General features: G+C 68.0%; 18 protein-coding genes and 1 pseudogene. 11 read left to right on the top strand and 8 right to left on the bottom strand.

The features are described from left to right. From A5692_RS26085 to A5692_RS26100, 5 genes and pseudogenes are all read left to right on the top strand, one after another. The coding region (locus A5692_RS26085) for a thioesterase domain-containing protein (protein WP_231984468.1) at positions 1-1,037 on the top strand (1,037 nt) is incomplete at its 5' end. Beyond that, entirely contained in the window at positions 1,031-1,390 is a 360-nt protein-coding gene (locus A5692_RS26090) for a hypothetical protein (RefSeq protein WP_156766291.1), read from the top strand. The genes A5692_RS26085 and A5692_RS26090, both read left to right, overlap by 7 nt. A 335-nt stretch (positions 1,391-1,725) precedes the next feature. Next, positions 1,726-2,097: pseudogene (locus A5692_RS30515) on the top strand (alcohol dehydrogenase catalytic domain-containing protein); the annotation flags it as partial. A gap of 69 nt (positions 2,098-2,166) precedes the next feature. Beyond that, positions 2,167-2,733 (top strand): hypothetical protein, encoded by a 567-nt coding sequence (locus A5692_RS30085; protein WP_231984469.1) that lies wholly within the window; start codon positions 2,167-2,169, stop codon positions 2,731-2,733. Between the two features lie 89 nt (positions 2,734-2,822). Further along, positions 2,823-3,611: a methyltransferase domain-containing protein gene (locus tag A5692_RS26100; protein ID WP_156766293.1), complete on the top strand. Its 789-nt coding sequence runs from the start codon at positions 2,823-2,825 to the stop codon at positions 3,609-3,611. A 90-nt stretch (positions 3,612-3,701) separates the two neighbouring features. Here A5692_RS26100 and A5692_RS26105 read toward each other — a convergent pair whose 3' ends face one another. The 4 genes from A5692_RS26105 to A5692_RS26120 all read right to left on the bottom strand — a co-directional run bounded on the left by A5692_RS26105 (position 3,702) and on the right by A5692_RS26120 (position 10,745). Then, the gene (locus A5692_RS26105; RefSeq protein WP_068062004.1) at positions 3,702-5,744 is read right to left on the bottom strand and encodes a substrate-binding domain-containing protein; all 2,043 of its coding nucleotides are present in this window, start codon (positions 5,742-5,744) and stop codon (positions 3,702-3,704) included. Positions 5,745-5,852: 108 nt separating this feature from the next. Beyond that, on the bottom strand, positions 5,853-8,048 hold the full coding sequence (locus A5692_RS26110; protein WP_068062007.1) for a malate synthase G: 2,196 nt from the start codon (positions 8,046-8,048) through the stop codon (positions 5,853-5,855). A 292-nt stretch (positions 8,049-8,340) separates the two neighbouring features. Further along, complete coding sequence (locus A5692_RS26115) at positions 8,341-9,381, bottom strand: hemolysin family protein (protein WP_068062009.1); 1,041 nt, start codon at positions 9,379-9,381, stop codon at positions 8,341-8,343. Beyond that, positions 9,378-10,745, bottom strand: coding sequence for a hemolysin family protein (locus tag A5692_RS26120; RefSeq protein ID WP_068062012.1), 1,368 nt, complete (start codon positions 10,743-10,745; stop codon positions 9,378-9,380). Before A5692_RS26120 ends, A5692_RS26115 begins: the two co-directional genes overlap by 4 nt. Positions 10,746-11,039: 294 nt before the next feature. Here A5692_RS26120 and A5692_RS26125 point away from each other — a divergent pair, with 294 nt between their 5' ends. Further along, positions 11,040-11,666, top strand: a complete 627-nt coding sequence (locus tag A5692_RS26125) for a GNAT family N-acetyltransferase (protein ID WP_068062015.1) — start codon at positions 11,040-11,042, stop codon at positions 11,664-11,666. 22 nt (positions 11,667-11,688) lie between these two features. Here A5692_RS26125 and A5692_RS26130 read toward each other — a convergent pair whose 3' ends face one another. The 4 genes from A5692_RS26130 to A5692_RS26145 all read right to left on the bottom strand — a co-directional run bounded on the left by A5692_RS26130 (position 11,689) and on the right by A5692_RS26145 (position 16,110). Beyond that, the gene (locus A5692_RS26130; protein ID WP_068062018.1) at positions 11,689-13,125 is read right to left on the bottom strand and encodes a GuaB1 family IMP dehydrogenase-related protein; all 1,437 of its coding nucleotides are present in this window, start codon (positions 13,123-13,125) and stop codon (positions 11,689-11,691) included. Positions 13,126-13,166: 41 nt separating this feature from the next. Next, positions 13,167-14,627, bottom strand: coding sequence for an NADP-dependent phosphogluconate dehydrogenase (gene gndA, locus A5692_RS26135; protein ID WP_068062021.1), 1,461 nt, complete (start codon positions 14,625-14,627; stop codon positions 13,167-13,169). 98 nt (positions 14,628-14,725) lie between these two features. After that, positions 14,726-15,676, bottom strand: a complete 951-nt coding sequence (locus A5692_RS26140; protein ID WP_068062023.1) for a M56 family metallopeptidase — start codon at positions 15,674-15,676, stop codon at positions 14,726-14,728. A 14-nt stretch (positions 15,677-15,690) separates the two neighbouring features. Next, a complete protein-coding gene (locus A5692_RS26145) occupies positions 15,691-16,110 on the bottom strand; it encodes a BlaI/MecI/CopY family transcriptional regulator (RefSeq protein ID WP_068062026.1) in 420 nt (139 codons plus the stop codon). A gap of 256 nt (positions 16,111-16,366) precedes the next feature. Here A5692_RS26145 and A5692_RS26150 point away from each other — a divergent pair, with 256 nt between their 5' ends. The 5 genes from A5692_RS26150 to A5692_RS26170 all read left to right on the top strand — a co-directional run bounded on the left by A5692_RS26150 (position 16,367) and on the right by A5692_RS26170 (position 19,817). Then, on the top strand, positions 16,367-16,780 hold the full coding sequence (locus A5692_RS26150; protein ID WP_068062029.1) for a PaaI family thioesterase: 414 nt from the start codon (positions 16,367-16,369) through the stop codon (positions 16,778-16,780). 64 nt (positions 16,781-16,844) lie between these two features. Beyond that, entirely contained in the window at positions 16,845-17,147 is a 303-nt protein-coding gene (locus A5692_RS26155; RefSeq protein WP_068062069.1) for an urease subunit gamma, read from the top strand. Beyond that, positions 17,144-17,455, top strand: coding sequence for an urease subunit beta (locus A5692_RS26160; RefSeq protein ID WP_068062031.1), 312 nt, complete (start codon positions 17,144-17,146; stop codon positions 17,453-17,455). The genes A5692_RS26155 and A5692_RS26160 overlap by 4 nt, the downstream gene beginning before the upstream one ends. After that, the gene (locus tag A5692_RS26165; RefSeq protein ID WP_068062035.1) at positions 17,455-19,176 is read left to right on the top strand and encodes an urease subunit alpha; all 1,722 of its coding nucleotides are present in this window, start codon (positions 17,455-17,457) and stop codon (positions 19,174-19,176) included. The genes A5692_RS26160 and A5692_RS26165 overlap by 1 nt, the downstream gene beginning before the upstream one ends. A 5-nt stretch (positions 19,177-19,181) precedes the next feature. Next, a complete protein-coding gene (locus tag A5692_RS26170) occupies positions 19,182-19,817 on the top strand; it encodes an urease accessory protein UreF (protein WP_068062038.1) in 636 nt (211 codons plus the stop codon). Positions 19,818-19,821 lie beyond the last annotated feature (4 nt).

The raw sequence follows: 19,821 nt of genomic DNA on the forward strand, positions 1-19,821 counted from the left end.
CCCCCGACTACACCAGCGCCCCCTATCGCCCGCCAACCAACCCCACCGAGGAAACCCTGGCCGGCATCTACGCCCAAATCCTCGACCTCGACCGCATCGGGATCGACGACTCATACTTCGACCTCGGAGGCGACTCCCTGTCGGCGATACGCCTCATCGCCGCCATCAACACCAGCCTCGATGCCGACCTACCAGTGCGCACCATCTTCGAGGCACCCACCGTGACAAGTCTGAGTCAGCGGCTGCTCACAGGCAGTGCGTCTACCCAAGAAGTACTTCCGGTTCAGACTCTGCAGCACGGCACCGGGGTTCCGTTGTTCTGCATTCATCCCGGCGGAGGAATGAGTTGGCCGTATCAGGCCCTTGGTAATTACTTGGACTGCCCGATTATCGGAATTCAACAAACCCTGCAGAAGGGAGAAGCTGAACCCCGGTCAATTCGGGATATGGCGAAGAACTATGCCGACAGAATCCAAGAGGTTTATCCGGCCGGGCCCTACAATCTTCTCGGCTGGTCCTTTGGTGGTGTGGTCGCCCACGCACTTGCCATCGAGCTTCAGCGACGCGGATGCGTGATCCCACGTCTGATCCTCCTCGACACCCAACCCAGTACGGACAGCTGCGATCCCGCAGCTGACCCCGCTGCAATCGAGAAAAACGTATTGGAAGAGGTCTTGCGGTTCTTCGATATTACGATTCCTGAACAAGCTGAGCCGCTTACCTACGAGCGGGTGGGAGAGCTGGTTCGCGAGAAAGCAGCTGTCGAAATTACTCGATACAAGCAGCTTCTGGATTTCGTTATGCGGAGCCTTGATAGTAATGCAGCGTTGTCTCGAGCTCACGAACCCGGTGTGTTCGACGGTGATCTAACCATATTTTCCGCAGCGCGCAATGAGGGTGATCAGGATTCGTCCTTGCTGGAAAGTTGGCGACCTTATGTCGCTGGGGATATTACAGAACACTTGATCGACTGTACGCATGAAGAGATGTTGACGGTCGAATCGCTCGGCATGTACGGCAAACAACTCAATTGCTGAGTGGTCTTGCTCGTAATTTCATCGAGGAGCGCGCTGGCGGCACCTACGTGTCATTCACCGGTGACGCCGCCACCCTCGACCCTGCCGGGATCGTCGAAGGCTACGAGAAGCTGGCCAACGTGGCCGTCTGCACGCAGACCTCAACGTCACCGCGCAACACAAAGTTCCTCGGCTTGCCCGACAACCTGGTCGCCCTCGCCCGCGACCGGATCCGCTACCACCGCACCGATATCGAGATCGATAAACTCACCGATGCCATCCAAATCAGCGGCGGCCTTTCCGCTAATCGAAAGCTCGATTCCCTGCACCTTTACGGCGTAGCCACAACATCCGCAGGATTCCACCTAATTTAGCTCTCACAATTCAGGCCTAAATCCTTGTCCTGCTTGGCCGATAAGCCGCTGGCGGAGTCGACGAACAATGGGCAACGATGCCAACTATTACATCATTAGACCTGGTCACACACTCGGCCGGTTAGTTCGGTGGGCCCCGACCGACTGGCTTAGGGGATCGTTTGCAGTCGATCGGGTCTTGGCTCATGCGCCTAACTCTGTGCTGCGGTTCCAGCGCGGCGAGCATTGTCTAGCGTTAGGATTGATTGGTCCTGAATGCGAGCGCGAGAAGCCTCGAGGCGGTTCATGCGCTTAAGGCATCCCACGGGGGAAAGGACGCGCGAGGCGTGACTGAGATGCGCGCGGTTGTCAAGCAGGGGCGTTCAGTGCGGGCGTGCCGTGTGCCGGTGCCTGAACCGGGACCGGGCGAGGTCCTCATCCGCGTGGAGGCGGCGGGAATATGCCGCACCGACATCTACGTCGCTCAGGGAAAGCTCCCGTGCGCTGACCCCTTGATCCTCGGGCACGAGTTCGCCGGCGTCGTCGCCTCGTGCGGGTCGGACGTCCACAGCTTTGCTCCTGGAGATCGGGTAGCCGCGATGCCGGTGATCCCGTGCGGAGCCTGCGTCCGATGCAGAGGTGGGACGCCTGAATGCTGTCCTCACCACCAGTTCCTCGGGGTCAGCCGGCACGGAGCGTTCGCCGAATACGTTGCGGTACCCGCTCAGGTGGTGCATCAACTGCCGCCGTCACTGTCTTTCAGACAAGGCGCATACACCGAACCGGTATGCGCCTCCTTGGCCGTACTGAAAGCCGGCATTAAGCCGGGCGAGAGCGGCCTGATCCACGGCGAAAACCGGATCGCGGAGCTGACGAAACGTGTGCTGTCGGCGGCCGGCTTCCCAGCCGTTGAGACCCGGCAGATGGGCAAGTCATCGCCGCCGGAAACGGATGCGTACGACTTCGTCATCGAGACTCAACCCAGCTCACCGGCCTTCGACGAAATGATCCGGGCTGTACGCCCAGGCGGCCGGATCATCCTCAAGAGCCGGCCCGCGGCCCCCGTGGCCATCGATCTAGCCGCAGCCGTGCGTAAGGAAGTGATATTCGAGTCGGTGTCGTATGGGACGTTTCCCGAATCCCTGGAATTCCTGACTCGTCACGATCTGGCCGACCTGCTCGGCCAGACCTATCCGTTAGAGGACTTCGTCGATGTCTTCGCCACCGATCGCGCGGGCGAGAACCTCAAGAGCTTCCTGTCTCCCGGCTCAGGAGACGCTGACCCCGGTATCGCGACGCCGTCGGCATTGACCAGTACCGGCTCGGCAAAGCCAGGTATACCCGTGACCGCGCCTTGCGGATAGGCGGCTATGCCGTTGCATCGATTGTCCATACGCCCAACCGGTGCTATCGGTGCGCGCTTTACCAAGCCGACTCCGGCACGTTGAAGATCGTGTCATCCGACTTCGCCGATGTGGACCGCAGCGGCGATCCTGACCGGCTGGTGTCCTTCTTGGATCGAATGGCCGTTATCAGGGCGCCGACCAAAGCGACGCTCATCGAACTACTGGGAATTTCGGTAGGACAACGGATTCTCGACGTCGGCTGCGGCGCCGGCCACGACCTAGTGGCGATTGCCGAGGCCGGCGGACGCCCGATCGGTGTGGACCAGAGCAGACGCATGCTCGAAATCAGCGCGCGTCGCTGCCCGACGGCGTGGCTGGTCCAGGCCGACGGTACGTCGCTTCCGATCGCGGATGCCACGCTGGATGGATGCCGGATCGAGCGAGTGCTCGTTCATCTCAGTGACCCGGTTGCGGCGCTCGTCGAGGTGGGCCGAGCGTTGCGTCCCAACGCCCGGGTGGCTTTGTTCGAGCCGAGCCCCGCAACGCTTGCCGTTGAGGGCACCAGCGAGCGTGCAGCGGCGGCACTCGCTCGTAGTATCCACGACAGCTACCGCCAGCCGCTGGCTGGGCAACACCTCGAAAAGTGGTTGCGTGACAGTGGGTTCAGCTCCGTAAGGACCCGTCCGGAAACCCGCTTGTTCAGCGACATAGAAGATCTGACCGAGAGCATGAACATGGACGCCGTCTGGCAACATGCGATCGACGCTGACCTGATCACTTCGGCCGAGGTGCGCGAATGGTACGGCGAGATGGTGCGCCGCTCCACCCACGGCGCGTTCGTCGCCTCCATGCTCGGAATGTTTGCTTACGCGCCCGACGAATCCAACCACCGGTAGCCGGGCGCGACCAAGAAAGCGACGGCGCTTGCCTGTTGAGGCTCAATTACACTGCTGCACAAGCCAAGTGGGCCCAAAGCCGGAGATAATTCAGCTCAGGAACGCGTTGAGGGCCGCGGCGAGGTCGGGGGACGCCGACGTGGCGAGGTTCTGGTAGCCGCCGCCGCTGAGCTGGGCGACCGCCTCCCAGGTGGCGCGGTCCGGGTCGCCGCCGAAGTCGATGACGTTCACCGCGATCGGTTTGGCCGGGTCCGCGCTCTTGCGGATGAAGTCCTGCAGTCCTGGACCGTCCAGAGTCTGGTCGGTATGTGGCCCCGCCGTGATGACCAGTATCGAGTTGGTCTGCCCCGCGCGGTAATTCGTCTGCAGGTCCTGGTAGATCATTCGCAGCGTGGTGAACGACACCGCGCCGCCGGGCGACGAATACTGCTTGTCCAACGCCGCCGCCAGCGCCGCCGCACGCGGCTGGCCGTTCACGGGGTCGCCCAGCGGCCCGCCGGGGACCTCGGACCGTCCCTCGTGGCCGTCGAACGTCCACAACCCCACCATGGCGGTGGGCGGCAGCGCCTTGATCTTGTCCTGAAGCGCCGCGACCACGTTGGCCAGCCGGGTCTTCCCGCCCTCCTGGCCGGGCATCGACTGGTCGAGCATGATGGTCGCCGCGAGCCCGCTCGATGGGGCGGCCATCGCCTCGGCCAGCGTCGCGCGCATCGCGTCGTCGCCCACCGACAGCGTTCCCGGCAGTGCGGGGAAGGTGGTGACCGGGCTGCTCGGCGGTGTGACGCCGTTGACCCGGAACCCGGCCTTGGCCAGCTTGGCCAGTTGATCGGGCTTGCGCATGAAGCGGTCGAACTCGCTGGCCGCCGAGGTCTGCTCGTGGGTCAGCCAGGAACCGCTGAGCAGCACGGTGGGGTAGTCGGCGACCGGCACCGGCCCGGATGGTAGCCAGGAAGCCAACGCGCCCTTGGCGTCTGGCAGGGACTGGCCGCGCTGGAACAGCTGCTGCTCGGTGGTGATCACCGCGTGGACCGGCGCGGTTGCCGCGTCACCGGGTTTGAGCAGCGTGTTCATGGCCTCGGTCAGCGAGTTGTCCGCCAGTTTGGGTTGCGCGCTCAGCAGGGCGCGCACCGCGCCGGTGCCCTGCGTCGCCGGGGCGCCGGGTGGTGCCGCCGCGGCGGCCACCGCCTCGCCGGCCAAGAACGCCGCGTCGCCGTTGCCGTTCATCGGCACGGCCAGCCGCAGCGACCCCCACGCCGGCAGGTTCATACCGGCCAGCCCGGCCGGATTGGTCTGCAGCCCGGGCAGCGCCGCCCAGGTCTGGCTGCCCAGGGCCTGCTGGAGCTCTGGCCGGACGGCCAGCACCACCGGCGACGTCACCAGCGAGCGGCTGTCGGTGATGGTTTTCTGCGCCGTGGCCCCGGCGAGCCGCGCCGCCGACACCGAGCTGCCCGGAATCCACAACGCCGGCTGCCCACCCAGGTCGGAGGGCCACTTGCCGATGAACCCGTTGAGCACGGCGTCGGACCCCGCCGGTTTGACGCTGACCTCCATGCAGTGGTCCCCGACGGGACCGGCCGACGAGTTGTAGCTGTCCGCGAACTGCCGCACGGAATCGGCGATGGACGGGTCGGCGATGACGGCGACGATCTCCTTGCCGCCGACGCAGCGTCCGGCCGCCTTGTGCGAGCGGTTGGACAGGGCGTCACCGATGAACGTCCACAGAATCACTGTGCCCACCACCACGACTACGGCGACGAGGGCCACGATCACGCCGATGCTCACCCCGCGGCGCCCGCCCTCGCTGCGATGGCCGCCGCGCCACTCACCGAGTCCCCGGTGGCCGCGGCCGAACAGCGAGGGCGACGAGGCGGGCGGCTCAGAGGCCGCCGGGCCCGGCTGCCGCGGCGGAAACTCCGGGTAGTCGTCGGCGGTGCCCTCCTCGAACGCGTCCTCGGAGTAAGGCTCGTCGCCGGTCGGGTAGTCGTCCTCGTCGAAGGGCAACTCCTCGTCGCGCGGGTAGTGACCCTCGTCCGAATAGTCGTCGGTACCGGCGTACGGGTGGTCGTCCGTCTCGCCGCTGTCGTACGGCTCGTCGGCGGAGCCCTCAGGGTCGGGCAAACTGTGCCTACCCATAGTGGTGCCCGTCGCCTTTCCGTCGATCCGTCCGACTTGTTGTCAACCCGCCGCTGATCTTAGTCGCCAGCGGCACCGATACGTGGTAAGCCCGATTAAGGCACCAGCTCAACTCGATTGCGCCGCGCGGGCCTTGGCTTCGCGCCGGCGGCGGTGCAGGATCGGCTCGGTGTAGCCGTTGGGCTGCTGCGTCCCGGTCAGGATCAGGTCCTGCGCGGCCAGGAACGCCAGGCTGTCGTCGAAGTTGGGCGCCATCGGCAGGTAGGCCGCATCCTTGGCGTTCTGCGCGTCCACCAGCGGCGCCATCCGCTCCAGGCTGGCCCGCACGTCCTCTTCGGTGATCACCCCGTGGCGCAGCCAGTTGGCCAGCAGCTGGCTCGAGATCCGCAGCGTGGCACGGTCTTCCATGAGCGCGACGTCGTGGATGTCGGGCACCTTCGAGCAGCCGACGCCCTGGGCGACCCAGCGCACCACGTACCCGAGGATCGACTGGCAGTTGTTGTCGACCTCCTCGCGGATCTCCTCGGGCGCCCAGGCCAGTTCCTTGGCCAGCGGAATGGTCAGCAATTCATCGATGGTCGTGCGCTTCTTGCCGGCCAGCTCCTCCTGCACGGCGCCGACGTCGACGTAGTGGTAGTGCATGGCGTGCAGGGTGGCGGCCGTCGGCGAGGGCACCCACGCGGTGGTCGCGCCCGCCTTCGGCTGGCCGATCTTCTGCTCGACCATGTCGGCCATCAGCTCGGTCATCGCCCACATGCCCTTGCCGATCTGCGCCTTGCCCTTGAATCCTGCGGCCAGACCGATGTCGACGTTGGCGTCCTCGTAGGCCTTGATCCACGTCGTGTTCTTCATCGCGCCCTTGCGGATCATCGGACCGGCCTCCATCGACGTGTGAATCTCGTCGCCGGTGCGGTCCAGGAAGCCGGTGTTGATGAACACGACGCGGTCGGCGGCGGCCTTGATGCACGCCTTGAGGTTGACGGTGGTGCGCCGCTCCTCGTCCATGATGCCGACCTTGAGGGTGGCCTGCGGCAGGCCCAGGACGTCCTCGACGCGGCTGAATAACTCGCAGGTGAACGCGACCTCGTCGGGCCCGTGCATCTTGGGCTTGACGATGTAGATGGACCCGGTGCGGCTGTTGGTCAACGGGCCGTTGGCGTCACCGGTCTTGAGGCCGTGGATCGCGGTCAGCCCGGTGAACAGCGCATCCATGATGCCCTCGAACACCTCATTACCGTCGGCGTCGACGATGGCGTCGTTGGTCATCAGATGCCCGACGTTGCGGACGAAGAGCAGGCTGCGGCCCGGCAGCGTCAGCTGGCCCTGACCGTCGGGCGTGGTGTAGGTGCGGTCCTGGTTCAGCACCCGGGTGAAGGTCTTGCCGTCCTTATCGACATCTTCGGACAGGTCACCCTTGTTCAGCCCGAGCCAGTTGCGGTAGCCCAGCACCTTGTCGTCGGCGTCGACGGCGGCCACCGAGTCCTCGAAGTCCATGATCGTCGTGACGGCCGATTCCAGGACCACGTCCTTGATGCCGGCGCGGTCGGTCTTGCCGACGGGCGATTCGGGGTCGACGAGGATCTCGATGTGCAGGCCGTGATTGACCAGCAGCACCGACCAGTCGGGGGAGCCGAGTTCGCCGGTGTAGCCGGCGAACTTCTCCGGGCTGGCCAGGCCGACGGGCCCGTCGGCGGTGGCGATCTTCAGCTGGCCGTCCTCGACGGACAGTCCCGTCGCGTCGGCCCAGGATCCGGATTCCAGCGGCACCGCCTGGTCGAGGAAGTTGCGCGCATAGGCGATGACCTTGTCGCCGCGGACCTTGTTGTAGCTGGTGCCCTTCTCCGCGCCGTCATCCTCGGGGATGACGTCGGTGCCGTACAGGGCGTCGTACAGCGAGCCCCAGCGCGCGTTCGCGGCGTTCAGCGCGAACCGGGCGTTGAGCACCGGCACCACCAGCTGGGGGCCCGCGGTCGTGGTGATCTCGTCGTCGACACCCGAGGTCGTGATCGTGAAGTCCTCGGGCTCGGGCAGCAGATAACCGATGTCGGTGATGAACTGCCGGTACGCGTCGACGTCGAACGGCTCGATCACGCGCTGCCGGTGCCACTTGTCGATCTGGGCCTGCAGCTCGTCGCGGCGGTTCAGCAGCTCCTGGTTCTTCGGCGTGAGGTCGGTGACGACTTTGTCGACTCCGGCCCAGAAGCTGTCCGGGTCGATATCGGTGCCGGGCAGGGCCTCGTTGTTCACGAAGTCGTAAAGCACTCGGGCGACGCGCAGGTTCCCCGCCGACACGCGATCAGTCATGTCTCTCCTCCATAACGAAGCCTCTTCGAGCCGCCATCGGCCCGGAGCGGCAATGCCTTCAGCGTACCGAGCAGCAGCCTGGTGAGCGTATCCGCCCAACCCACCGCACCAGGTCAGGCCGCGCTGACAGCTGGATCACATGCCGCAGCGGCGAGCCAGGGGATCGAATTCCAGCAACGCGTCAGCGCGCCGGGAATCCTGCACCCTCCAGCACTTTCTTGACTGGCACTTGACTGGCAGCCCCTGAAAATCATACGGGCTCAGGAGTGCCCCACCCGGAGACCGGTGACCGTTACGCGTCGCGCATCGTGCCGACGAGGTCCTCGACCAGGTCTTCCATCGCCACCATCGCGACCACGTCGCCGCCGGCGTCGGTCACCAACGCCAGATGGCTGTTGCTGCGGCGCATCCGCGACAACGCGTCGGCCAGCGGCAGCGACTTGGGCAGCCGGGGAAGGGGGCGCACCATCGCCAGGTCGATCACCGTGTGCGGGTCGTCGCCGAGGGTCAGCATGTCCTTGATGTGCAGGTAGCCGATGAAGTCGCCGTTGACGTTCGCCACGGGGAACCGCGAGTAGCCGGTCTGGGCCAGGGCCTGCTCGACGGCGCCGACGGTCGGGCCGCTGCCTGCCCTCGCCACCGGCACCGCGTGGACGTCTTCGAGCGGTACCGCCACATCGCCGACCACCCGGGTGCGGATCTGCAACGCCCGGGTCAGCCGGGTGTGCTCCTCGGGGTCCAGCAGGCCCTGGGACTCCGATTCGGCGATCATCTCGCTCAATTCGACGGGGGAGACGGTGATCTCGAGCTCTTCCTTGGGTTCCACGCCCAGCGCGCGCACCACCACGCTGGCGCACTTGTTGTAGAACACGATGAACGGCCGGGCGGCCCGCACGTAGGCCAGGTAGGGGGGCACCAGCAGCATCGCCGTTCGTTCGGGACCGGCCAGCGCGATGTTCTTGGGCACCATCTCGCCGAGCAGCACGTGCAGCGTGACCACGATCGCCAGCGCAATCGCGAACGACAACGTGTGCAGCAGGGCAGGCGGAATACCGGTCAGCCCCAACGCGGTGCGCAGCAGGCTGGAGACCGCCGACTCACCGATGCGCCCGAGCAGCAGCGAGGCGGCCGTGACTCCCAGCTGGGCGCCGGCCAGCATCGCGGGCAGCTGCTCGCCGGCGCGCATGACGGTGACCGCCCGGGCCTTGCCCTGCTCGGCCAGCGCCTCGAGGCGGTCGCGCCGGGCCGAGATCAACGAGAACTCCGCCCCGACGAAGAAGGCGTTCACGCCGATCAGCAGGATCGCCAAGAACACGCCCATGGGATCGCTCATGGGTGGCCCCCTGCCGGGCCCTCGCCGTGGCCACGCAGCTCGTTCAGCTCCAGCAGGTCGATCCGGCGACCGTCCATCCGGATCACGGTCGCTTGCCAGCGCAGCGAGGCGTCCAGCAGCCCGTCGGCGTCCAGGGCGGGCAACTTCACCGTCTCGCCGGCCACCGGGATGTGGCCGAATTCGCGCAGTGCCAGCCCGCCGACGGTCTCGTAGGGTCCCTCCGGGGCCCGGAAGCCGGTGGCGGTGGCCACCTCGTCGATGCGCAGTAGACCCGAGACGCGCCAGCCGGTGCCGGCCGCCACCACGTCGGGGGTGGCGTCGTCGTGTTCGTCCCGGACGTCGCCGACGATCTCTTCGATCAGGTCCTCGACGGTCACCATGCCCGCGGTGCCGCCGTATTCGTCCACGACCATCGCGGTCTGCAGGCTGTTGCCGCGGATCTCGGCCATGACGGCGTCGCCGTCCAGCGTCGAGGGCACCACCGGCACGGGCTGGGCCACGGTGGTCAGCCGCGTGCGCGCCCGGTCGGCCGCCGGAATGGCGAGCACCTGCTTGACGTGGACGATGCCGACGGTTTCGTCGAGGTCGCCGTCGACGATCGGGAAGCGGGAGTAGCCCGACTCCGCGGCCGCGGCCACCAGGTCGGCGACCGTGTCGTCGGTCTGCAAGGCCACGATCTTCGACCGGGGCGTCATCAGTTCCTCGGCGGTCAGGGCGCCGAATTGCAGTGAGCGCCGCACCAGCGATGCGGTGGCCGCATCCAGGGAGCCGCTGCGCGCCGACGAGCGCACCAGCGAGATCAGTTCCTGCGGCGAACGCGCCGAGCGCAGCTCCTCGGCCGGCTCGATCCCCAGCTGGCGCACGATCCAGTTCGCCACACCGTTCGTGAGCCGGATCGCCGGGGTGAAGAGTGTCGAGAACAACAGCTGGACGCCGACCACGGCCCGCGCGGTGGACAACGGCCGGGCGAGGGCCAGGTACTTGGGGACCAGCTCGCCGAACACCATCGACACCGAGGTGACGACGACCAGGGCCAGGAACGCCATGATGGCGTCGGCCACCCGGTCCGAAATCCCGATCGCGTCGAACCACGGGTGCGGCAGGTTGGCCAGCATCGGATCGGTCAGGTAACCGGCCGCCAGGGTGGTGGCCGAGATGCCCAGTTGAGCGCCGGACAGCTGAAACGACAATTTGTGGTGCGCGCGCCGGATCCCGCGGTCACGACGGCCGCCGCCGCGGGCGTTGGCCTCCACCGCGCTTCGGTCCAGCGTCGTCAGCGAGAACTCGGCGGCGACGAAGACCGCGTTGCCGAAGATGAGCAGGGCGATGGCCGCGACGCTGATCAGGGTGACGGTGGCGTTCATGCCTCACCGCCGCCCGCGGCCGATGGGCTGGTCGGGGAAGGCTCCGCATCGGGCGCTTCGTCCGACGACCGCCGCGCCCGAAAGCCCATGGCCTGCATGGGTGCCTGCGGCACGTCGATCCCTTCACTGCCTGGAGCCGGTGCGGACGCGGTCGCCTCCGTCGTTGCTGATTTATGGTAGCCGGGTTGGCCCCGCCCTCGGTCGACCACCGTTTTCGGGGTGCCGCGAACTTCCGCGCACGACCGCGACCCGAATATGGGTTGCCTAACCTTACCCCGCTAGGCTGGGCGCACTATGGCGTCCGAAGCCCCACCCGAAGCCCGATCAGCCCGGATCCTGCCCCGCGAGCGCCTCGACCTCACCGAGGAGATCGCGAGCATCGCCCGGCCCCCGCTTCCCGAGCTGGATCCGCCTTTCGCGCTGCGCGTCGCGGACCGCACCGACGCGGCCATCGTGTCGGAATGGATGAACCGCCCACACCTGGCGGCGGCCTGGGAATACGACTGGCCGACGCCCCGCTGGGAGCGGCATCTCGGCGCACAACTCGATGGGACGTACTCGCTGCCGCTGCTGGGGAGCATCGACGGCGCCGATTGCGCATACCTCGAAATATATTGGGGTGCAAAGGATCTCATTTCGGAGTACTACGACGCGGGGGCCTACGACGTGGGGGTGCACGCCGCCATCGCCGACCCGGCGCTGGTGAACCGGGGACTGGGGCTGATGCTCCTGCCGCGGATCATCGCCAGCGTCTTCTCCGTGGAGCCGCGTTGCCGCCGGATCATGTTCGACCCCGATCACCGCAACACCGCGGCGCGCCGACTGTGCGAGGACGTCGGATGCGCGTTTCTCGGTGAGCACGACACGACGAACCGGCGCATGTCGCTGTACGCGCTGGAACGCCCGACCGACGACGCATGAGCGGCGTGGGCGACGCGGCGGTTCACCAGCCCAGCGGCAGCGGATGGCCTTCGGCGAAGCCCGCGGCGGACTGGACGCCGACGACGGCCCGCTCGTAGAGCTCCGTCAGGTTCGCCGCGCCGACGTAGGTGCAGGTGCTGCGCACGCCCGAGGTGATGTGGTCGATCAGATCCTCGACACCGCCGCGGTCCGGGTCGAGCCCCATGCGCGACGTCGAGATGCCCTCCTCGAACAGCGCTTTGCGGGCGCGGTCGAACGCGGTGTCGGCGCCGCTGCGGGCTACCACCGCGCGCTTGGACGCCATGCCGTAGCTCTCCTTGTAGGGCTGGTCGTCGCGGTCGCGCATCAGGTCACCGGGCGATTCGTAGGTCCCGGCGAACCACGACCCGATCATCACGTTGGACGCCCCGGCGACCAGGGCCAGCGCCACGTCCCGCGGATGCCGGACGCCGCCGTCGGCCCAGACGTGTCCACCCAATTGCCTTGCCGTCGAGGCGCATTCGACCACGGCCGAGAATTGCGGGCGCCCCACCGCGGTCATCATCCGGGTGGTGCACATGGCCCCCGGACCGACGCCGACCTTGACGATGTTCGCCCCGGCGCCGAGCAGATCCCGGGTGCCTTCGGCGGAGACGACGTTGCCCGCCACCAGCGGCACCCCGAGTTCGAGCGATGCGACCGTGCGGATCGCGTCGAGCGTCTTGACCTGGTGCCCGTGGGCGGTATCGATGACGAGCACGTCGACACCCGCCTCGGCCAGGGACCGCGCCCTGGCCCCCACGTCGCCGTTGATGCCGACCGCCGCGCCCACCCGCAGCCGCCCGCCGCCGTCGACCGCCGGGGTGTAGAGCCCGGTCCGGACGGCCCCGGTGCGGGTCAGCACCCCCGCCAGCGTGCCGTCCGCGTTCGTCACCACCGCGACCCCGATCGGGGCGTGCTCGAGCAGGTCGAAGATCTTGCGCGGCTCGGTACCGACCGGGGCCGTGACGAAATCGGTGCTGGCGACGTCACGCACCCTGGTGAAGCGGTCCACGCCGAGGCAGCTCGATTCGCTCACCAAGCCGATCGGGCGGCCCTCGAAGACGACGACGGCGACCCCGTGCGCGCGCTTGTGGATCAACGCGGTGGCATCCGACACCGAATCCTCGGGCGCCAGCACCACCGGGGTGTCGAGAACCAGATCACGGCTCTTGACGAACTCCACCGTCTGCTGCACCGCGGTGATCGGGATGTCCTGCGGCAGGACGACCAGCCCGCCCCGCCGCGCCACCGTCTCGGCCATCCGACGCCCGGCCACCGCGGTCATGTTGGCGACCACCACTGGGATGGTGGTGCCCGAGCCGTCGTTGGTGGACAGGTCGACATCGAAGCGTGACGCGACCTCCGACCGGTTCGGCATGACGAAGACGTCGTTGTAGGTCAGGTCGTACCCGGGCCCATGCCCGTCCAGGAATCTCATCGCTCTCGCTGCGCCCCCTCGTGTCCCTCAGTAGTACCCGGCTAGGCGGGCACTTCGCTGTGGTCGCCGCTCCACAGCGTGTGGAATCGCTTGTCCGGGTCGTCGTCGATGCGGCCGTAGGTGTGCGCGCCGAAGAAGTCCCGCAGCCCCTGGGTCAGCGCCGCGGGGAGGCGCTCGGTGCGCAGGGCGTCGTAGTAGGACAGCGCGGAGGAGAAGCCCGGGATCGGGATGCCCAGCTGCGTGGCCGTCACGACGACGCGCCGCCAGCCGTCGATCGCGGCCTCGATCGCGCTGCGGAAGTAGGGCGCAACGATCAGCGTCGGCAGGTCGGGATCCTCGTCGAACGCCTCCTTGATGCGGTTGAGGAACTTCGCCCGGATGATGCAGCCGCCGCGCCAGATGGTGGCCAGGTCGCCCGGGGTGATGCCCCAGTCGTATTCGGCGCTGCCGGCCTGGATCTGGTTGAAGCCCTGCGCATAGGCGATGATCTTGGACGCGTACAGGGCCTGCCTGATGTCCTCGGTGAACTGCCGCGCGTCGTCCGGCTTCTGGCCCAATTCTCCCGAGGCCAGCCCGGTCGTGGCCTTGCGCTGGGTCACCGAACCCGACAGCGCGCGGGCGAACACGGCCTCGGCGATGCCGGTGACCGGAACCCCCAGGTCCAGGGCGGACTTCACGGTCCAGCGGCCGGTGCCCTTCTGCTCGGCCTCGTCGAGGATGACGTCGACGAGCGGCTTGCCGGTTTTCGCGTCGGTCTGGCGCAGCACCTGCGCGGTGATCTCGACTAGGAAGCTGTCCAGGTCGCCGGAGTTCCACTCGTCGAAGACGTCGGCGATCTGCTCCGCGGTCTTGCCGAGCCCGTCGCGCAGCAGCTGGTAGGCCTCGCCGATGAGCTGCATGTCGGAGTACTCGATTCCGTTGTGCACCATCTTGACGAAGTGGCCGGCGCCGTCGGGGCCGATGTGCGTGCAGCACGGAACGCCGTCGACGTGGGCGGAGATCTCCTCGAGCAACGGGCCCAGCGACTTGTAGGACTCGGCGGGGCCGCCGGGCATGATCGACGGGCCGTTGAGCGCGCCCTCCTCACCGCCGGAGATTCCGGCGCCGACGAAATGCAGCCCGCGCTCCCGCATCGCCTTCTCGCGGCGAATGGTGTCGGTGTAGAGGGCGTTGCCGCCGTCGATGATGATGTCGCCTTCCTCCATGGCGTCGGCGAGCTCGTTGATGACGGCGTCGGTGGGGTCGCCGGCCTTGACCATGATGAGTACGCGGCGCGGCTTCTCCAGGGCGGCCAGGAATTCCGCGATGGTCTCCGACCGCACGAATGTGCCCTCGTCACCGTGCTCTTTGAGCAACGCGTCGGTCTTGGCGACAGACCGGTTGTGCAGCGCCACGGTGTAGCCGTGCCGGGCGAAATTGCGCGCGATGTTCGACCCCATCACCGCCAGGCCGGTGACACCGATTTGCGCGGTAGCGGTTTGTGAATCATCCGACGAACCCATGTCTTCGCCTCTCAAGTCGGAGAACGTTGCCGAAAAGCTTTCCGTCACACTGTGGCACAGCGGGCATGCGCCCGCCCGGGGTGATGGCTCCGTCTGCTTCAGAGGTTGAACAGCCGCCGCAGCTCGGTGAGCCACGGAACGGCGAGCGCGACGGTGGGCACCACGAACACGGCGACCGCGGCCAGGTATGCGGCCGCCGACAGCGGCAGGCTGTTGCCACACCCGCACAACCGGCGCACGCGGACCACGGTGCTGGTACCGCCCGCGGCCAGCGCACCCGACGGCGCGCGCCCCGCCGCGCAGGCGACCAGGGCCCGCGCCAACGGAGCGCGGCCTTCCGCGCGCACGGCGGCGTCGTCGGCGAGCAGTTCGACGAGCAACTGCACCGCGCCGAGCGCGTTGGCACTGCGCACGAGCCGCGGGAACGCGGCGTGCACCGCGGTGAAGGCCTCCAGAACGAGGTCGTGGCGGGCCCGCAGATGAGCGCGCTCGTGGGTGAGGATCGCGGCGACCTCGGCGTCGGCGAGGGTGTTGAGCGCGCCCTCGCTGACCACCACCCGGCTGCGAACACCGGGTAGGCAGTAGGCGAGCGGCTGCGGAACGTCCAACACGCGCAGGTCGCGCGCGCGGGCGCAGGGCTGGGGGAGCGCGGCGTCGTGGCTGACGCCGACCAGATCGACCACCATGCGGTGATGGGCCCGCCGTCGCCGATTCGCGATGGCCACCCGGACCACGGCGACCATCAATCGGGCTCCGACCAGCAGCGTCAGCGCGAAGACGCCGATGTATGCCGCCCACAGCGGCCACCCCAGCCGGCCCGCGTCGCCGAGGATGCTGGCGGTGGGCCGCCCGTCGGGACCGGGCATGAGCAGCCGCGTGGCGATCGCGATGCCGGCGCTGAAGGCGGAGAGGACCGCGGCCAGCGCCACGGCCTGCCACAACACCATCGCGGCGCGGGGTGCGCGCAGCGGCCAGCTCGCGCGTGCCAACAGGGCCGGCACCGGACCGACCAGCAGCACCGCGAGGATGGTGAAGGCCAGCGCGGACACGCTGTCAGTCTCCCTCAGTCCTCCGTCGACGCGCCAGCAGATGACGCGTTTCCGCGTTGATTGGCTTCCAGTTCGGCGAGCGCGCGCCGCAGCGCGTCCGCCTCGTCGGCGCCCACCCGCTCGACGAAATGGACCAGTGCGGCCTGCCTGCCGCCCGAATCCTCCGCCTGGGACAGCGCGTCGACCATGAGCCCGGCGACCAGTTCGTCGCGGCCGTGCACGGGTGCGTATCGGTGCGCGCGGTCATCGCGGATCTGGGAGACCAGATTCTTTTTGGCCAGCCTTTGCAGGACGGTCATGATCGTCGTGTAGGCAAGGTCGCGTCGCGCCGACAGTGCGTCGTGGACCTGGCGGACCGTTTGAGGTTCCGGCGTGGACCACAGGTGGTCCATCACGGCGCGTTCCAGATCCCCCAGCCGGGTCAGTTTCGCCATAGTGCGTTTCTCCTGAGCGTCGACAACATCGTACTCCCGATTACTACCGACGGTCGTACCGCAGCTGCTCACGCCGCCACCGAATGGAAGCTTGCGAAATTAGGGCAGCCTTGCCTATGCTAACCGAGTCGAGCGAACAGCGACCGTGGCAGAGTCCTGAGGGCTGCAGTGACCCCCGGTCTACTCGATCGGCGAGCCCCGTGCCCTATGGCACGGGGCTCAGCCGTTTCAAGGGCCGATGGTGTAGACACAGAACGTGCCACAGCCTCCGGAGACGACCATCCCGACGGACTTCACCGCGCCCTTCGACCAGGAGATCGGGCTGCGATTCACCGAACTCGGTCCCGACGGCGCCCGGGCCGAGCTCGAGGTCACCCCCAAGTTGTTGCAGCCGATGGGCCTGGTGCACGGCGGCGTCTACTGCTCGATCATCGAGAGCATGGCCAGCGTGGCCGCCTACACCTGGCTCGCCACCCGCGGTGGGGGGAACGTCGTGGGGGTCAACAACAACACCGACTTTCTGCGTTCCATCGGCTCGGGCACGGTGTACGGCACCGCCGAACCGATCCACCGCGGCCGGCGCCAACAGCTGTGGCTGGTCACCATCACCGACGCCGACGACCGGGTGGTCGCCCGCGGCCAGGTGCGGCTGCAGAACCTCGAGGCCTAGGCGAACCGGCGTCGAGCGCGGCCGGGCGGCGACGCCCCCGGGCGCCGTGGCAGGATTCCAGAGCGTGCTCCTCACGCCGCACGAACAAGAGCGATTGCTGTTGTCCTACGCCGCCGAACTGGCACGTCGCCGCCATGCCCGGGGCTTGCGGTTGAATCACCCGGAGGCGGTTGCCATCATCACCGACCACATTCTCGAAGGCGCGCGCGACGGCCGCACCGTCGCCGAGCTGATGGCCAGCGGCTGCGGGGTGCTCAGCCGCGACGACGTGATGGAGGGGGTGCCGGAGATGTTGGCCGACGTGCAGGTGGAAGCGACGTTCCCCGACGGCACCAAACTGGTCACCGTCCACCACCCGATCCCATGATTCCCGGCGAAATCCTCTACGGCAGCGGCGATATCGACATCAACGCGGACGCGGAGCGGATCGAGATGCAGATCGTCAACACCGGTGACCGGCCGGTACAGGTCGGCAGCCATGTCCACCTTCCGCAGGCCAATGCGGCGCTCTCGTTCGACCGCGCTGCCGCCCACGGCTACCGGCTGGACATACCGGCGGCAACCGCCGTGCGATTCGAACCCGGTGTGGCCCAACAGGTCCGGCTGGTCCCACTGCGCGGCCGCCGCGAAGTGCACGGCCTGAGCCTGACCCCGCCCGGACGTCTCGACGCCTGATGTCGAGCCTGTCGCGAGAACGCTACGCCCAGCTTTTCGGCCCCACCGCCGGTGACCGGATCCGGCTGGCGGACACCGACCTTCTGGTGGAGATCACCGAAGACCGCAGCGGGGGACCGGGGCTGGCCGGTGACGAGGCGGTGTTCGGCGGCGGCAAGGTGCTGCGCGAGTCGATGGGTCAGGGGCGCGCCACCCGCGCCGAGGGCGCACCCGACACGGTGATCACCGGTGCGGTCATCGTCGACCACTGGGGAATCATCAAGGCCGACATCGGGATTCGTGACGGCCGCATCTCGGCGATCGGCAAGGCGGGCAACCCCGACACCATGGCGGGGGTGCATCCGGACCTGGTCGTCGGGCCGTCCACCGAGGTCATCGCCGGCAACGGGCGGATCGTCACAGCGGGCGCCATCGACTGCCACGTGCACCTGATCTGCCCGCAGCTCATGGCCGAGGCGCTCGGCGCCGGGATCACGACGATCATCGGCGGCGGCACCGGGCCGGCCGAGGGCACCAAGGCCACCACCGTGACCCCGGGCGCATGGCACCTGGCCAGGATGCTGGAGGCGCTCGACGGCTGGCCGGTCAACTTCGCGCTGCTGGGCAAGGGGAACACGGTCAGCGCCGAGGGACTGTGGGAGCAATTGCGCGGCGGTGCTTCCGGTTTCAAGCTGCACGAGGACTGGGGATCGACGCCGGCGGCAATCGATGCGTGCCTCACCGTTGCCGACGCCGCCGGCGTCCAGGTGGCGCTGCACACCGACACTCTCAACGAGATGGGGTTCGTCGAAGACACCCTGGCGGCGATCGCGGGGCGGTCGATCCACACCTATCACACCGAGGGCGCCGGCGGCGGCCACGCACCCGACATCATCACCGTCGCGGGCAAGTCCAACGTGTTGCCCAGCTCGACCAATCCGACTCGGCCGCATACGCGTAACACCCTCGACGAGCACCTGGACATGCTGATGGTCTGCCATCACCTCAATCCCCAAGTGCCCGAGGACCTGGCCTTCGCCGAGAGCCGTATCCGGCCGTCGACCATGGCGGCGGAAGACCTGCTCCACGACATCGGCGCGATATCGATGATCGGCAGCGACTCACAGGCGATGGGCCGCATCGGGGAGGTGGTGCTGCGCACCTGGCAGACCGCGCATGTGATGAAGCGCCGCCGCGGTGCACTGCCCGGCGACGGTGCGGCCGACAACATGCGGGCGCGCCGCTACGTCGCGAAATACACCATCTGCCCGGCGACGGCCCACGGTCTCGACAACGAGGTCGGCTCCGTGGAGGTGGGCAAGCTCGCGGATCTGGTGCTGTGGGAACCCCCGTTCTTCGGGGTCCGCCCGCACGCGGTGCTCAAGGGCGGCATGCTCGCGTGGGCGGCGATGGGGGACGCCAACGCGTCGATCCCGACGCCACAGCCGGTGCTTCCGCGTCCGATGTTCGGGGCCGCCCCGCGGGCCGCCGCCGCGACGTCCGTGCATTTCGTTGCGCCGCAAGCAATCGAGGCCGGTCTGGCCGAGCGGCTCGCGGTCAACCGGCGGCTGATCCCCGTCCGGAACACCGCCGGGCTCGGCAAGGCGGACTTGCCGCTCAACGACGCGCTGCCCGACATCGAAGTGGATCCCGACACGTTCACCGTGCGGATCGACGGCGAGGTCTGGCAGGAGGACCCGCCGGCCGAACTGCCGATGGCGCAACGCTACTTCCTGTTCTGACGTCCATGTCCGCACTCGCGACGCTGCTCGCCCTGGCCGATTCCCGATTGCCGGCCGGCGCTCACGTGCACTCGGGCGGCGTGGAGGAGGCGGTCACCAGCGGCCTGGTGACCAACCTGGATACGTTGGAAGCCTTCCTGTGCCGCCGGATTCGCACCTCCGGGCTGGTCTTCGCGTCGATCGCGGCGGCGGTTCACCGCGGCGAGCTGAGTCCCGATACGGCCGACCGGGAGACCGATGCCCGCACGCCGGCCCCGGCCGCCCGGGAAGCGTCCCGCGGCCAGGGCCGCGGGCTGGCGCGGCTGGCGCGGCGGGTCTGGCCGGACGCCCCCTGGGACGACCTCGGTGCCCGGCCCCACCTGCCCGTCGCGGCGGGGCGGGTGGGCGCCGTGAGCGGGCTGGTCCCCGAGCAGACCGCCCTGGCGATCACCTACACCACGATGACCGGCTCGGCGACGGCCGCCCAGCGGCTGCTTGCTCTGGACCCGGCCGACGTTGCCGCGTGCACGTTTCGGCTGGCGGACCTGTGCGAACGCGCCGCCGTCGAAGCGGCCACCGGGCTGGGCGACTTGTCCGACCCGTTGCTCGACACGCTCGCACAACGCCACGCCGGACGGGAACGTCCGCTCTTCGTGTCCTGACACC

The sequence above is a fragment of the Mycobacterium sp. E342 genome (assembly GCF_001667665.1).
Lineage (GTDB): Bacteria > Actinomycetota > Actinomycetes > Mycobacteriales > Mycobacteriaceae > Mycobacterium.